The sequence below is a fragment of the Amycolatopsis sp. WAC 04169 genome (assembly GCF_003947535.1).
Classification (GTDB): Bacteria; Actinomycetota; Actinomycetes; order Mycobacteriales; family Pseudonocardiaceae; genus Amycolatopsis; species Amycolatopsis keratiniphila.
On record NZ_QHJI01000004.1, the window covers coordinates 431,609 to 446,525 of the forward strand.

Annotated in this window: 12 protein-coding genes; 6 read left to right on the plus strand and 6 right to left on the minus strand. The window is 67.9% G+C overall.

What is annotated here, in order from left to right; translation table 11 throughout:
• The first annotated feature begins 72 nt into the window (after positions 1-72).
• A complete protein-coding gene (locus DMC61_RS11060; protein WP_063270881.1) occupies positions 73-612 on the plus strand; it encodes a DUF1453 family protein in 540 nt (179 codons plus the stop codon).
• A gap of 63 nt (positions 613-675) precedes the next feature.
• On the opposite strand, the gene DMC61_RS11065 is transcribed toward DMC61_RS11060, so the two are convergent.
• Both DMC61_RS11065 and DMC61_RS11070 read right to left on the minus strand, forming a co-directional pair.
• Positions 676-2,337 (minus strand): NAD(P)/FAD-dependent oxidoreductase, encoded by a 1,662-nt coding sequence (locus DMC61_RS11065; RefSeq protein ID WP_125688980.1) that lies wholly within the window; start codon positions 2,335-2,337, stop codon positions 676-678.
• Between the two features lie 108 nt (positions 2,338-2,445).
• A complete protein-coding gene (locus tag DMC61_RS11070; RefSeq protein ID WP_125688982.1) occupies positions 2,446-3,135 on the minus strand; it encodes a VC0807 family protein in 690 nt (229 codons plus the stop codon).
• Between the two features lie 182 nt (positions 3,136-3,317).
• Between DMC61_RS11070 and DMC61_RS11075 the strand changes: the two genes are divergently transcribed.
• A complete protein-coding gene (locus tag DMC61_RS11075) occupies positions 3,318-4,133 on the plus strand; it encodes a class I SAM-dependent methyltransferase (protein WP_016333284.1) in 816 nt (271 codons plus the stop codon).
• Between the two features lie 54 nt (positions 4,134-4,187).
• Here DMC61_RS11075 and DMC61_RS11080 read toward each other — a convergent pair whose 3' ends face one another.
• From DMC61_RS11080 to DMC61_RS11095, 4 genes are all read right to left on the minus strand, one after another.
• Entirely contained in the window at positions 4,188-6,998 is a 2,811-nt protein-coding gene (locus tag DMC61_RS11080) for an AAA family ATPase (RefSeq protein WP_125688984.1), read from the minus strand.
• Positions 6,999-7,220: 222 nt separating this feature from the next.
• Entirely contained in the window at positions 7,221-7,682 is a 462-nt protein-coding gene (locus DMC61_RS11085) for a helix-turn-helix domain-containing protein (protein ID WP_043848035.1), read from the minus strand.
• 165 nt (positions 7,683-7,847) lie between these two features.
• Positions 7,848-8,957, minus strand: coding sequence for an MAB_1171c family putative transporter (locus DMC61_RS11090; RefSeq protein ID WP_125688986.1), 1,110 nt, complete (start codon positions 8,955-8,957; stop codon positions 7,848-7,850).
• The gene (locus DMC61_RS11095) at positions 8,954-9,496 is read right to left on the minus strand and encodes a hypothetical protein (protein WP_125688988.1); all 543 of its coding nucleotides are present in this window, start codon (positions 9,494-9,496) and stop codon (positions 8,954-8,956) included. Before DMC61_RS11095 ends, DMC61_RS11090 begins: the two co-directional genes overlap by 4 nt.
• Positions 9,497-10,045: 549 nt before the next feature.
• Between DMC61_RS11095 and DMC61_RS11100 the strand changes: the two genes are divergently transcribed.
• The 4 genes from DMC61_RS11100 to DMC61_RS11115 all read left to right on the plus strand — a co-directional run bounded on the left by DMC61_RS11100 (position 10,046) and on the right by DMC61_RS11115 (position 14,917).
• On the plus strand, positions 10,046-10,516 hold the full coding sequence (locus DMC61_RS11100) for a hypothetical protein (protein WP_125688990.1): 471 nt from the start codon (positions 10,046-10,048) through the stop codon (positions 10,514-10,516).
• A gap of 470 nt (positions 10,517-10,986) precedes the next feature.
• Positions 10,987-11,859, plus strand: coding sequence for a peptidoglycan DD-metalloendopeptidase family protein (locus tag DMC61_RS11105; protein ID WP_233594767.1), 873 nt, complete (start codon positions 10,987-10,989; stop codon positions 11,857-11,859).
• A gap of 192 nt (positions 11,860-12,051) precedes the next feature.
• Entirely contained in the window at positions 12,052-12,366 is a 315-nt protein-coding gene (locus DMC61_RS11110; RefSeq protein WP_125688992.1) for a helix-turn-helix transcriptional regulator, read from the plus strand.
• A gap of 103 nt (positions 12,367-12,469) precedes the next feature.
• Positions 12,470-14,917: a tetratricopeptide repeat protein gene (locus tag DMC61_RS11115; RefSeq protein ID WP_125688994.1), complete on the plus strand. Its 2,448-nt coding sequence runs from the start codon at positions 12,470-12,472 to the stop codon at positions 14,915-14,917.

Genomic DNA, 14,917 nt, shown 5'->3' on the forward strand with positions numbered 1-14,917 from the left:
CGGCCGCTCGCCCTAGATTTCGGGACAACCGGCATCGAACTGCCGGATGGGGAGTCTTTCGAAGGAGTTTTGATGAGTGAAGCCATGCGAAACGCCCTCATCCTGAGCGGCGTACTGCTGGCGCTGGTGCTGTTCACGCACATCGGTCGCCACAAGGCCCACCTGGTCATCCTGATCCTGCCGTTCTTCACGTGCGCGCTGGTGGGCTGGGCGGTCCTCTACGACCTCAAGCTGACCACGCCGAACACGATGGCCGGGCTGGTCGGCATCGCGGCGGGTGTCCTGATCGGCTGGGGATTGCTGAAGGGCACGAAGGTCGAGTGGGACCAGGAGAAATCCGCCGTCTACACCAGGGCGGGCTGGGTCTACTTGGGACTGTGGCTGTTCGTCCTGGTCGGTCGGCTCATCTTCGTCTACACCCTCGAGCACAGCCACTCGTTCGCGGCCGACTTCGGCAAGTTCCTGATGGACACCGGGATCGACGCCGGCGGCGTCTCCGCCTTCTTCGTCACCATGGCGCTGACGATGGTCATCTTCCGCACCGCCGGGGTCTGGGTCTACCGGGCCAAGGTACTCAGGCAGGCTCAGCGAACCCCCAGCTACGCGAGCTGAGCACTGTCTCGCCTGCCCGGTCCGTCGACTACCCCCCAGTCGCCGGACCGGGCCTCGGCCCGTTCAGGACTCGGGCAGTTCGATCGGCGCGATATGGTCGAAGACGTCGCCGGGTCCGGGATTGCGCGGGTCGGTGGCCCCGCCGAGATGACGCAGCGTCCCCCACACCGCGTTGAGCGCGCTGGTGACCGCCCCTTCGGCGAAGCCGCCCATCCACGAGATGTCGTCACCGGCGAGGAACAGGCCGCGCTGGGCGGCAGGAAGGTCGTCCTGCCGGAAATGGGTGAACAGGCGGCGCTGGTAGCGGTACTGCCCCGGCAGGTTCGCCTTGAACGCGCCTTGGAAATTCGGCTCGTTCTCCCACGTGACGGTGACCGGGTCGCCGGTGATGTGGGAACGGATGTCGACACCCGGGTAGATGTCGGCGAGCGCGTCGAGCGCGAGTTCGAGGCGGTCCGCCGGGCCGAGGGTCGCGAACTTGAGCGAATCGTCGTTCCAGGTATAGGAAAGGCACAGCGCGGCAGGCGAATCCGGTCCGTCGTCGAAAAGGTAGACGCTGCGCGGGGTCCGGTCGGTCAGGGTCATCCCCATCAGTTCCTCGCCGGTGCGGGGATCGACGTCGTGCCAGAACGGCCGGTCGACCGGGACGAACAACTTCGAAGCGCCCATGTAGTGCGTGCGTTCCAGCGCGGTCCAGACGTTCGCGGGCAGCAGCGGGCGCACGCCGGCGATCTTGGTGAGCAGCACCCGGTGCTGCGCGGTGAAGACCACGGCCGGATAGGTCCGCACGTCACCGTTCTCGTCCTCGACGGCGAATCCGTCCACCGCAGGGCGCAACCCGAGTACGGCGGGACGCGGCGATCCGTCGTGCAACGACGCGACCGACGTCCCGGCCGGCCAGAAGCGTGCCGAAGCGGGTGCGTGCTCCCACAGCCGCCGGGGAAGTTGCTGGCAGCCACCGATGATCTGCCGCGGCCCCTCCTCGACGCCGGTGTAGATGACGCGGAGGATTTCCAGCACGGAGTTGGGGAAATCGGTGTCCCAGCCGCCGGTGCCGAAGCCGACCTGGCCGAAGATCTCACGATGGCGGAAGGAGGCGAACGCCGTCGACCGCGCCAGGAAACCGTAGAAGGACTGGTCGTCGAGTTCGGGCAGCAGCCGGTTCCAGATCGCCTTCACCATGGCGGTGTCGCGCATCCGGATGGCGTCGCGCATGGTGGACAGATCGGCCAGTTCCTGCAGGGCCTTGTGCCAGGCGTCGTCGACTTCGTGGAACACCGACGGGAGGTCCGCCGGGGTCCGCGCGCGGTAGGTCACCCCGTCGAGGTTGATCACCGTGGTGGAAGTGCTGCGGGACAACGGGTTCGCGAACGGCTTGGTCTCCAGGCCGACCTCGTCGATGTACCGGTACAGGGTGGTGGCCGAGGGCGGGAACCGCATCGCGCCCATCTCTGCGACCGCGCCGTCCTCGCCCGCCAAGGGGATCGAGCGCATCCGCCCGCCGATCTGGCCCGCTTCGTAGACCACCGGTTTCAGGCCGAGGCGCAGCAGTTCGTAGGCCGCGACCACACCCGCTATCCCGCCGCCCACGACGGCGACCTCCTGGCCGAGGCGGTCCGGCGGCAGCTCACCGAGGCCGGCCGGATGCGCGAGCCAATCGTCGTAGGCGAAAGGGAAATCGGGGCAGAGAGTGGTCAGCGGGGGCGCGAAATCGGCTGCGGTCATCGTGGCGGATCTCCCTGGTCATCGGGGCCACACTGTCTCGACCGAAACGTACGACGGGGTCCGGCGCGGACCAACCCCTCACTTTCCCCTACTCGCCCCTAGTCCATTTTAGACAGCCGCGGGCGCCGCATCCGCCGTGCGAAGCGACTTTTCCAGCCCACGACCGGCGGAGCGGCGCCGGTACCAGACGGTCCAGACGACCACGCCGGTGATCGCGGTCAGTTCGATCGCGGTGGACAGGCCGACCATCACCGACGCGGGCAGCGAGTAGATCAGGACGAGCCGGGCGGCGGACTCGGCGACCAGGACCACGCCCCAGCCCGCGGTGGAGACGCGGTGCAGTTTGCGGAACTCGGGTTCCGCGGCGTAAAGCCGGTCCCAGCCCAGACGCCGAGCCGGGGTGAGCGCCCGGATCCGGCGGGAGATGAAGAAGGTCACCGGTTTCCCGAAGACGAGGCTGCCGAGGAAGGCGATCCCGGCCAGGCCGCTGGTGAAGGGATCCTTGGCCAGCAGCAGGCGTTCGTCCCCGCTCACCAGGGAGACCAGCAGGGTCACCGCGCAGACTCCGAGCACGAACACCCCGAAGCCGTCGACCTTGCGTTCCTTGACCGCGACGGCGAGCACGAGGACGCCGATGGCGATCGTGGCCGCCACCAAGGCGGATCCGCTGCTCCACCCGAAGGCGAGCAGCGCGTAGTAGACGACGACCGGCACGGTGACGTCGGCGATCAACGAGACGAGCGAGCGCCTGCGCGCGCCACGGCCGTCGGTGTCCTGGTTCTTCGTTTCCCCCGGCATGTGAAGTTCCTATCACGGGGAAACCTCCCGTGCGGAGAACTTCACCCCCTATTCCAGAACCCCTATTCCCGACGTCAGTGCCGTTCAGTGGTCAAGTCACCCCCTGCATTTCGGCTACCGGACCAAGATCACCGATACCGTGGGCTTGAAAGGACTCGCGTGACCGTAGGAGATATACCAGAATGCAACGGAACTTCAAGGAATTCAAGATAACGGTGGACCCGGTCAGGGACGACTTCCTCCGGGCGAAGGGGCCCGGCCAGCGCAACCTCCTTCTCGGCCGCGCGGTGTTCGAGTTCGCCAGCGATCTGGAACATCTGGACACCATCCAGCAGGAATTCGTCGACGGCTCGCACCGGCCGCTGATCCGCCGGAACTGGCAGGACAGCACCGCTGACTACAGCGATCCGACGCAGCTGCTCATCCAGGGCCAGCAGGTGATGCAGAACTGGGAACGGCCGCTGATGAAGGTACTGGCGGAAAACGCCGCGGCGAACGGCGGGGATCTGCTCGAAGTCGGTTTCGGGATGGGCATTTCGGCCACCTACGTCCAGGACGCGGGCGTCCGGTCGCACACCCTGATCGAAATCAACTCCGAGGTGAAGGCGGAGTTCGAGAAATGGCGCGCCCAGTGGCCGGACCGCGATATCCGGCTGGAACTCGGCGCCTGGCAGGACGTGCTCGGCGGCCTCGGCCAGTACGACGCGATCCTGTACGACACCTATCCGACCGACGAGCGGGAATTCGCCAGGACCCTCGGCCCGAAGGCCATCGTGCTGGCGGCCGAATTCTTCGAGCACGCCGCCGCCCACCTTCGTCCCGGTGGCGTCTTCTCCTATTACACCAACGAAATCGACTCACTGAGCCGCGCGCACCAGCGCGCCCTGCTCGAACATTTCAGCTCGTTCCGGGTGGAGGTCGTCCGGGACCTGAAGCCGCCGGCCGACTGCACCTACTGGTGGGCGGGCACGATGGCGGCCGTGACCGCCGTCAAGTAGACGGGACGACGAAGGTCTCCTCACCCGAGCCGGGTAAGGAGACCTTCGTCGTGTTCAGGCGCTGTTGACGACCGAAACCTGGAGCCACGACGGGAGATCCCGGCGCCGGTTCACGTCCAGTTTGCGGTAGACGCGGGTGAGATGCTGTTCGACCGTGCTCACCGTGATGTAGAGCTTGCTCGCGATCGCCCGGTTCGTGTGGCCGAGGGAAGCGAGCCCGGCGACCCGTCGCTCGGCCTCGCTCAGCGACTCGACGAGCTCGCGTTCGACGCCCGACGCGGCGATCTCCGCCGCGGTGGCCACCGGCTTTCCCTCGTCGCCTGTCCCGTCGAGACGCAGATCCCGGCAGATCACCTCGGCGTGGCAACCCTTCGCGATATGCCACGCCTGCCGGGCCACCGTGCGCGCGCGGCCCGATTCGGCCAGCGTGTAGTGCGCGCGGCTGAGATCGCCGAGCGCGCGGGCGAGTTCGAGGCGGATACCGCCCGCCTGGAAGATCTTCACCGCTTCACGCAGCAATTCCGGCCGCTTCTGCGGTTCGGCGATCTTGGCCTTGAGCCGCAACGAGATTCCCCGCACATGCGACGTCGAGCCGGCGAGCTTCGCGAGTTGCTCGTCCAGCAGGGACTTCGCCTTCTCCGGCATGCCGAGCCGGAGGTACGCCTCGGCCGTGTCGCCGCGCCAGGGCACCAGCACCGGCAGGTCGAAATCCCAGCTCTTGCTGAGTTCCCCGCACAGGACGAAGTCGCCGAGCGCGGCGTGCACCCGGTCGGTCTCCAGGTAAAGCCTGCCGCGGGCGCGCAGGTAGTGCAGGCCGAACCGGGTTTGCAGCATCGAGGCGGGCACCGGCTGGTTGATATGCGCGGCCGCCTCCTCGAACTTGCCCATCCCGACGGCGGCGAGGCACAGCGTCGCCAGCGGGACTCCGACGGCCACGCCCCAGCTCTGCGGCGTGATGAACGTCAAGGCCGCCTTGGCCTGCTTCTCCGCCGTCACCAGATCTCCCTGGCGCAGCGCCATTTCCGCCCTGGCGGCGGCGAACACGGCCTGCCAGCTGGGCGCGTCACAATCGGCGGCCTCCTGCTGCAGCAGCTCGCACCACGGCACCGCCTTGTCCAGCCGGTCGGCGTAGATGAGCGCGAACAGCGCGCTACGCACGGATTCGACCATCGTGTCGCCGAGCTGGATGCTCTTCAGCACGTTCTCGGCCGAGGCGATCGCGTCGTCGTCGGGGCCGTTGGTGACGATCCGGCTCAGCGCCATCGCCGCCTGGACGTTGGGGTCGAAGGATTGCGCGGGAACGCGGTCCTTCACGGCCGGGGCAGGCAGCTTGTCGCGCAGAACGGGATAGGAACAGAGGATGAACAGCCGGGTGATGCGCAGTTCCGCCTCGGTGCGATCGTCGGCCGAAGGCTCCATGACGGCGAGCTTGTCGAGCACCTCGCCCGCTTCCGCGGTGCGGCCGTGCCACAGCAGGAACCGCACCAGGATGGCGGCGGCCCGCACCGGGAGCTGCCCGGCGAGGAAGATCTCGTAGAGGTGGTCCGTGTGCACGGCGCCGATGGCCGGGTTGTTCCGCCATTCCAGACCGGCGAGCTGAGTCACCATCTCGACCTCGAGCGCCTCGTCGCCACACGACCGGCAGGCCAGCTTCAGGCATTGGACCGCGAACGAGGTCCGGTTGTCCACTTTGGCCAGTTCGGCCGCGGTGCGCAGCACGGGTACCGCCCACGGCCGCTCGGCCCGGTCGGCGGCGACGAGGTGGCGGGCCACGTCGAGCGCGCCGGCGCCGTCGTGGTGCAGGAGGGCCGCGGCGCGCTCGTGCAGCCGCGCGCGTTCCGCGACCGGGACGTCGGCCAGCACCGCGGTCACCGTCATCGGATGCCGGAACCGGCCCGCGTCGAGCAGGCCGACCTGGTGCAGGAGGGTGATCGCGCGGCCGGCGGTGCGCTGGTCCATCCCGGCCACCCGGACGGCGAGGCAGACCGTTTCCCCTTTACCCAGCACCGCGAGGACACCGGCGAGGGTCCGGGTGTCCTGGTCGCCGCGCTGGAGGCACGCCGCCACCGCCTGGCAGTAGTGATCGCCGGGGATCGGCCGGGTCTCGGGCGCGAGGGGTACGCCCGAGGCACGGAGATCTTCCAGGAGTGCCTGAGCCAGCAACGGATTCCCGCCACTGAGCTCGTGCAGGCCCGTCACCAGGGTGTCGTCCTGACCGGGCGGGACGAACCGGGCCACCTCTTCGCGGCCCAGCGGCTTCAGCCGGATCCGGCGGCAGTGCGGGAGCCGGAGGTACTCGGCGCCCAGCAAGGGCAAGGTCTGCTTGGCGGACAACGACTCCGTCAGCACGATGAGCACTTTCATCGTGCGCATGCGGCGCATGAGGAACATCAGCCAGTGCAGCGACGGGGTGTCCACATGATGGAAGTCGTCGACCAGGACCACGACCGGACGGCTCGCGGCGAGCTCGCGCACGAGCTCCAGCAGGTCGAGCATCAGATGCGTGCTGGGCCGCCCGGTCAGCCCGGACTGCTCGGCCCGCGTCAGCAAGTCCGCGGCCTTCGCGCGCAGATCTCCCGAAAGTGCCGGGCCGCGGAAAAGCTGGAACAGCGCGGTGAACGGGAGATCCTTCTCCGCTTCCACGCAAAGCGCGCTCATCACCGTTGCTTCCGCTTCAGCGCATTGTTGCCCGAATGCGTGCAAGAGTTCACTTTTCCCGCTCGCGGCGGTTCCGGTGACCACCGCCGCGACGGCGTTCCCCTGTTCGGATTCCGTCAAGAAGTCTCGCAGGACCAGCAGCTCCGCACGGGGATACGCCCCCGCGCGGACGTCGCCGTCCACTCTGATCACTGATTTCACGTGCATTCTTCGTCGCCCCCATGGCAAACCCGCAATGTGGAGTCCGGCGGGCGGACCGACGTCGTCCGTTCCACACAGGAACTCTTGCCGAGGAGCCTAGAGGACGTCACCCTATCGTGTCGACCCAAGAGAACATATGAGAGGTTAGTCCGTTTTCCTCAGTGGATGACCACTGTGGACGAAGCGAAAACCCAGGCACCACAAGGACAACGGGTGTCGCCGAAGGCGTCAGTCCTGTTTGGACCCACGCTCGCGCATGGCCTGCTGATCCCGCCAGACCACGTCGAGGAGGTTCTTCACCAGTTCGCGGCGATCGGTCGTCAACTCGCCCGCGCGCATGGCCATCAGGCGCACCTCGTCGGTTTCGGCCAGCTCCCGCAACCGCGCCTGTTCCGCGCGCAGATACTCCAGCTGCCGGTCCACCCGGTCGCTCACGTCCTCGTTGAAGAAGTACGTGACCGGGACGCCGAAGAAATCCGCCAGCCCCTGCAGGTGCTTGAGCGTCGGGTTGTCCTTCTTTCCCTTGCGCAGCTGCCAGACGTAGCTCTGGGAGATCGTCACACCCTCGGCGGTGATCGCGGACGCGACCTCTTCGTACGTGAACTCGGTTCCGTTGCGCCGGGTGACGTGCGCGAACAGATGGTCGAGTTTTTCGGCCAGGCTCCGGCCTGGCCCGTCCTGCCGGGACATGCTGCCTCCCAAGAACACCGCCGAGTTCCTCACGAACCCGTGCCGCGCTGCCATATGGCGGTGCAGGTCCCCCCGAGTACCGGAGTATAGGTGCCCACCTCCCTTTCATCAACTGACGTGAATGGGTCCCTCCCGGTTCCGTACAACTGAGGAAAAAACGGACGATCAGGCGCGCAGGGTCTTCGACAGCGTGACGAGCTCCCCGACGTCGGCCTCGACGTCCGGCCCCTCGGGGCGCGCCACCGCCACCGCGGTTCGCGAGGTCGGCCGCTCCCCCGCCCGCAACCGGGCCAGTGCCTCACGGAAGACCTCGGGCGAAACCCGCTCCCGGCGTTCGACGAAACCGCAGTCGGCCAGGTACGGGCTCAGCCGGACCAGTCCGTCACGGATCTCGACGACTCTTCGCCAGTACCGGCGATGCATCCGCCAGAACGCGAGCTCCTCCAGCCATCCGCCGCGTTGCCCGGCGTACAGCGCGTCACCGGGGAACACGTCGTGCAGGTGCTCCCACAGCGGTCGCAGATCCTCGTACCGCCGCCGGTGCCGCAGCCAGAGCCTGGCGGCGGCGAGCACGGCGAGCAGCCCGACCAGGGTGATCCCGGCCATGAACAGGATGATTCCCACGTGGACCAGCACGGCCGTCGCGACCGGAAGGGACGGCGGCACGTCGCCGCCGGACCAGCGCACCAGGATCGTGCCGAACCGCGCGACCGAGGTCACCGCGAGCGTGATCAGGCCGCAGGCGGCGATCCGCAGGCCCCAGCGGACCCGGAGCGGGGTTTCCCCGGCGTCACGCAGGGCCCAGGTCGCCGCCTGCACCGTCGTATAAGTGCCGTACGCCGCGTCGACCAGGAAGAAGAGCGCCACCCCCGGCTCCGTGACGACCGCCGGCAGCGCCGCGCCGACACCGAAGGCCTGCTCGCGGGACGCGGCCGGGACCACGAACATGGCCACCGCCAGGGCCGCGCAGACCAGCAGCAGCAACCAGGCGTCGAGGGCCACCCGCCGCCGCGAGCCACCCGCGGAGAGCAGGAAGAAGACCAGCAGGCAGAACAGGCTGGCGTCGAGCAAGGCCGTCTGGACCAGGCGGAAGGTGGCGACGTCGAGCGTCCCGCCGGTGAACTCGTGCAGCGCCACCATGCTCGAGGGCGCGGTCAGCAACCGCAGCACCAGGCAGCCGACCAGTGCCCAGATCGCCGGGTCGCGCGGCGATCGCGCCAGCCGGAAGGAGAACCACACCAGCGCCGCGATCACGAACTCCTTGGCCAGGCTCACAGCCAGCCCCGCGCCTCGCCGAGGACGTGCCGCATCCGCCTGGTCCGCGACGAACCCGGCCCGTCGAGCAGCCGGACGACCAGGGAACGTTCGAGCAGGAGGGTGGCGATCGTCTCGGCCTCCCGCTCCCGGACCGAGTCGTACTGCGTTCTTTTCAACAGCCTCCGAATAACCCCCGGATCGAGGTCGGGCATGAACCGGGACCATATTTCCTCTTCGTCCGGTTCCGCCTGATGTCCGGAGAGGATATGCCCCAGCTCATGCGCGATGATGTGCTCTTGGTGTATCCGGGTGGTCTCCGACTGGAAGACGATGTAGTCGCCGGAAGACGCGCTCAGCCACGCTCCACACGGGCCGGGAACCTCCATCGGGAACGCGACGAGTTTGATCGGCCGACCTCGGCTTTCCCCGATGCGGCGGCAGAGTTCGGCCATTTCGACCGGCCCGTCGATCCCGACCTTGACCAATTCTTTACGCAGGCCGCGACGAAGTTTCCGCTCACCGGCAATGGTCTTGACGAAACCATGAATCGCTTTCACCCGACCCCCAGGACCACTCGATACCCACGGGTCCACGGCGACCCGCAGCGAAGAAGGAAATGCTGCACCACAGTTGTTTCGCATCCCCAGATGACGCGGACTTCACATCCGAAACGCCAGACCCTCGCGAGCAACCAGCGGCAGGCTAACACGAGTGATCAGCACGTGTCCGCGCATCACCTGAACGGATCAACTCCGGAAAATATCCACCTCGAACACGTGGCGAACAGCAGGAAGAGCCCTCGTCTCCAAAGCGGGAACAAGGCCGCCACCACCTACTCCGCGTCCGTTGTCCGGACACCAATGTCCCTATTGGCACTAGGTAATCGATCGATTGCGAAGCGTCAGTCCCACCCCTTTGACATCGACATCCCAGCCACCGGACGAACACCGTTGGGAAGCCGCGAACGCAAGGGCCAATCACACCACAACCTCACCCGGCCGCGTAAACGCGTCAATTCTTCGTATGGGCCGCAAAAGAATCGAGAAGATGCGGGGACGGCGATAGTCTTGAAGCCGCCGAGGACTTCGACAAGGAAAGCAGGCGCGATGAAGGAGCCACTTTACCGTCGCGTGAATACCAGGGCCAGGCACGTTCACCACGACCACGGCGGGGACTACCGGCATCAGCGCACCACGAAGAGCGAAATCTCTTCCGACCTGACGCGCGGGCCCATGGGACGACGGGCGCGCCGGGGCCTGGACTACACGCCGTTGTTCCGGTTCCTGCTCGGCAAGGTCGGCGAGGACTGGGACGCGGTGCGCGACGAAGCCGCCGCCCGGCTCGACTCCCCCGACCCGATCCACTGGCTCGTCGCCCGGCAGCCGCACGAACGACGCGACTACGTGCGGATCGGGGAGGCCAGTTACTACAGCGGTCTCTACGTGGACGACGAGAACCGACTGCGGGCCGTCGCCCCCGAGCTGGGTGCCGACGATCTGGAGCCGAGCTGCCCGTGCTGCACCCACACGTTCAACGGTGTCCGGTTCGGCCGGAAGTACCGGGAGCCTGAGCACTGATGGCGTTCTTTGAGTCTACTTAGGACAGAATGCTCCGGCGGCGGTCTGCCTTCGAGCCGAGAGGTTCAGCGCCCCCAATGTGGCATTGGGGACACTGAGCGTCTCCAATGCCACATTGGGGACATCACATGCTGCGACGAAGGTCGGCTTCCCTTGTGGCAGAAGACCTCGGCAGGCAAGCCCGGCGCGTCGGATCCCTCATCAGCGGTGTCCAGCGTCATCCCGAAGCCAAGCCTTCAGCCCACGTTGCGAAAGCCACTTTCCCAACCATCAACGTTGCGAAAGTGGCTTTCGCAACACGTCACCTTTCCTTCACCTCTCGGCAAACCGAACGGCCCTCCCACCCGCGATCACTTGCCGCGACCGCCGGACGACCGGCAGTTTTCCCGTTACGGCTTCCCTGGCGCCGATCCCGTCCGTAGCGTCCCGCACTGGCTGATTCGCCGCATTCGACGAGAAAGGGAACGTCGTTGAGAAGATTGATGATCATCCTGTTCGGCGTGGCACTGGCCTTGAGCGGCACTCTCGTGGTCACCCCGTCCGCGCAAGCCGCGACGGCACGGAACGGCGTCTGCGAAGACGGTGAGTTCTGCTTGTACTACAACAGCAATCAACAGGGATCGGTCAGCGATTTCGACGCGTCCGTCGGCAACTACGGCACGGGTTCCGACTGCTATCACTTCCTCGGCGCGGGCGCCGGGAAGGGCCTGTGCGTGAAGGGCAACGCGGCCTCGGTGTGGAACCGGCGGGACGCGGTCGTCACCGTGTTCTTCAAGAACGGCTGGACGGGCCCGATCGACTCGTTCACACATGGCGTCAAAGGAAACTTGACCTCGACGTACAACGAAAACGCCGGGCACCTGCTCGGTCTGGTGGGCAACGACTGGCTGGAAACCGGGCTCTACCACAGTGACGCCGGCCGCATCAGCTCCTATTTCGACGGCTACGTGAGCACGTCGGGCAGGCATGAAGGGATCGACTTCGCCCGCGGCTTCGGCGCTTCCGTGTTCTCGATGACCCAGGGCCACGTCATCAGGAAGACCGAAGGCAGCAACGGCAGCGGAGGCCTGTCCACGTTGGCGATCTACAACCGTGACCAGGATTTCACCATCATCTACCTGCATCTCAACCCGTCGAACGGGCTCGCGGTCGGTGAATTCGTCAGCCGCGGCCAGCAGATCGGCACCGAGGAGTACCGCGGCGCCAGCTCCGCGCACACGCATGTCGAATACCGGCCGGGCAGGCACGAGAGCGCGTCGGACAGCACCGGCGATCCGGTTCTCGACAACCCGAGCCCCTCGATGTTCTGGCGGAACCACGGCTACAACATCTGCTGCGGATGACGCCGTCGAGCCCGTTCTGCTCACCCGAGCCGAACGGGCTCACCCGGTGAACCGGCAATTCTTCGGTGAAGTTTCCGGTTGTCCCTCCCCCGCCGCCTGCCGACCATGATGCGGCATCGCTGAGCGAAGCGGAGGACGCCAGTGACTCAAGGTGTTCACACAGGACCGACCCTGCCCCGATACCTCGTGAGGATGGCCGACGTCGACCCCGCGCCGGAGCCGATGAGCCCGGCGGACGAGGGGCCGGTCCGGTTCGGCAGCTTGCTGCGGAGCCATCGGCACAGCCTCGGCACCACCCAGCGGCTTCTCGCCGCCCGCTCCACCGTCAGCGTCCGGGCGATCAGAGACCTCGAAAACGGCCGGGTCTGCAGGCCCCGCCGCGACACGGTCCGGCTCATCGCGGCCGGGCTCGGCCTGTCCGGCCAGGCCCGCGCCGACTTCGAACGAGCGGCGCGATCGGCCACCGGCACGCCCGCGCCGGAGGCACACCGCGAGAGACCGGTATGAACCATCCGTTGGCAGCGGCGATGGCCCGTTTTCGACCAATTTCGATCAAAGTCGTGGCCGAAGTACCGTTTTTCGGCGTCGCACCCGCTCTAACATCCGCGAAATGGACCGTGGGGCGAGTTCACTGCTGGGTGAGTCACGACGGGACGCCGGGCTCACGCAAGAGGAGCTGGCGGAGCGCACCGGGTTGACGGTGCGGAGCATCAGCAACATCGAGCGCGGCCGCGTCGCCCGGCCGCGGCGCCATTCGGTGGAGGCGCTGGCGCTGGGGCTGGGACTCCAGGGCGAGCAGGCGAGCCGGTTCGTGCGGCACTACTGCCCGGACGCGGTGTCACCTGCGAGAACACCGGTCGTTTCGGTGCCCGCGCAACTGCCTTCGGGGATCACGTCGTTCATCGGGCGGCAGCGGGAGATCGACGCGCTCGACGCCATCCGCGGCGAGAGGGCCGGCGCGGGTGTCGTCGTGGCGGTGCTGGAGGGCATGGCCGGGGTCGGCAAGACCTCGTTGGCCGTGCAGTGGGCGCAGCGGGTCAAGCAGGACTTCCCCGACGGGCAGTTGTTCGCGAACCTGCGCGGGTACGGACCGGGGGCGCCCGCCGATCCGGGTGAGGTGCTGCGGTCGTTCCTGCGGGCGCTCGGCGTGCCGGTGGCGGACGTGCCCGCCGACCTCGACGACCGGGCCGCGTCGCTGCGCAGTGTGCTGGCCGGCCGTTCGGTGCTCATCGTGCTGGACAACGCCCGTTCGGCGGACCAGGTCCGGCCGCTGCTGCCCGGCCACGCGGGCTGCGCGGTGGTGGTGACGAGCCGCGCGGCCCTGCACGGGCTGACGATCAGCGCCGACGCGCACCGGGTGCACGTGCCGCTGCTGACCGAACAGGAGTCCTTCTCCTTGCTCGACCGGTTGGCGAGCAAGGGACGAAGATTCGCCGACCGCACCGCGCTCGCCGACATGGTGTCCGGATGCGGCGGTCTGCCGCTCGCCCTGCGCATCGTCGGCGAACGGCTCGCGCATCACCGGAACCTGGCGAACGTGGCGTCCTCGATGCGTTCGGCCGGGAACCGGCTCGCCGCACTGACCACCGAAGAGAAGACCACCTCCCTGCCCTCCGTGCTGTCCTGGTCCTACGACGCGCTGCCCGGCGACGTCGCCTCGGGCCTGCGCCTGCTCGGGCTCCACCCCGGCCCGCACTGGGACATCGCCGCCGCGGCGGCACTGCTGGGCACGGATCCGCCGGAGACCGGCGGGCTCCTCGACGCGCTCCTCGACAGCCACCTGCTGCTCGCGCACCGCGCGGACGGCCGGTTCGAATTCCACGACCTGGTGCGCGACTACGCGCGCGGCCGCGCCGAGGAGGAACCGGCGCAGCGGAGAGCGGCGGCCCGGCGGCGCCTCGCCGAGCACTATGTGGCCTGGGCGGCCGACGCGGCCGCGTCGATGGGGGCGGGCGATCCCAACCGAAGACCGTTGCTCACCCCGATCGCCGAGAACGTCCACTTCACCGGCGCCGAAGACGCGGCGACCTGGCTGGCGGCGGAACTTCCCACCTTGATCGCCATCGCGGAGCAGTCGTCGGCCGACGGCGACGCCTACGCCCGCGACCTCTCGACCGTGCTGTGGCAGGTGCTTCGGGTGCACGGTCACTACGGCGCACTTCGCACACTGCACCGTCTCGCGCTCGCCGAAGCGCAACGGGCCGGCGACGCCATCGGCATCCAGCAGGCACTCGTCGACCTGGCCTCGATCTGCGCCAGGCTCGGCCATTTCGACGAGGCGGTGACACATCTGACCCGCTGCCTCGACGTCGACGGCAGCCCTGTCGTCACCGGCCGCGCGCTGAACATCCTCGGCACCGTGTACGGGCAACTGGGCCGCTACGCCGACGCGGCGGACCACTTGAGCAGGGCGGTCACGGTGTCCAGGGAGACCGGCGACCGTCTCAACGAGGGGCGCGCACTGTCCAACCTCGGCTTCGTCCACGAACGCCGTGGGGACCTCGATGCCGCTCTCGACTGCTACCGGCAGTGCCTGACCAACGCCCAAAGCATCGGCGACCGGCTGAGCGAGGCGATCGCGCTGCACAACCTCGGGGACGTGTACCGCGCGCAGGGCCGGTGGACGGAGGCCCGCGACCACCTCGACCGGTCGCTGACGGTCAGCCGGGCCGAGGGTCACCGGGAGGCCGAAGGGTACGCACTCGCCTATCTCGGGCTGGTGCACCTCCGGCAGGGCGACGCGGCAACGGCGCGCCGGCACCAGGAGGCCGCGCTCGAGATCGCGGTGGCGACGGGCATCCAGCCGTTGGAGACCCTCGTGCACAACGGGCTCGCGGACAGCGCGCTGGCCTGCGGCGACCGGCAGGCCGCGCTCGCGCACTACACGCGCGCCGCCGGTCTCGCCCGGCTCACCTCCGAACCGCACGAGGAGGCCCGTGCGCTGACCGGGATCGCCGCGGCCCACGACGAGGTCGGTGCTCCGGACAAGGCCAGGCCGTACCGCGAACGCGCGCAGTCGCTCTACGAGGCGATGGGCATCGCGATGGTTCCTTTGTGA

What these genes read in the sequence shown, in the direction of transcription:
- DMC61_RS11080 (WP_125688984.1), bottom strand. Translation starts at nt 6,998, where the DNA reads ATGCACGTGAAATCAGTGATCAGAGTGGACGGCGACGTCCGCGCGGGG.
- DMC61_RS11100 (WP_125688990.1), top strand. Translation starts at nt 10,046, where the DNA reads ATGAAGGAGCCACTTTACCGTCGCGTGAATACCAGGGCCAGGCACGTT.
- DMC61_RS11060 (WP_063270881.1), top strand. Translation starts at nt 73, where the DNA reads ATGAGTGAAGCCATGCGAAACGCCCTCATCCTGAGCGGCGTACTGCTG.
- DMC61_RS11070 (WP_125688982.1), bottom strand. Translation starts at nt 3,135, where the DNA reads ATGCCGGGGGAAACGAAGAACCAGGACACCGACGGCCGTGGCGCGCGC.
- DMC61_RS11110 (WP_125688992.1), top strand. Translation starts at nt 12,052, where the DNA reads ATGGCCGACGTCGACCCCGCGCCGGAGCCGATGAGCCCGGCGGACGAG.
- DMC61_RS11065 (WP_125688980.1), bottom strand. Translation starts at nt 2,337, where the DNA reads ATGACCGCAGCCGATTTCGCGCCCCCGCTGACCACTCTCTGCCCCGAT.
- DMC61_RS11115 (WP_125688994.1), top strand. Translation starts at nt 12,470, where the DNA reads ATGGACCGTGGGGCGAGTTCACTGCTGGGTGAGTCACGACGGGACGCC.
- DMC61_RS11085 (WP_043848035.1), bottom strand. Translation starts at nt 7,682, where the DNA reads ATGTCCCGGCAGGACGGGCCAGGCCGGAGCCTGGCCGAAAAACTCGAC.
- DMC61_RS11075 (WP_016333284.1), top strand. Translation starts at nt 3,318, where the DNA reads ATGCAACGGAACTTCAAGGAATTCAAGATAACGGTGGACCCGGTCAGG.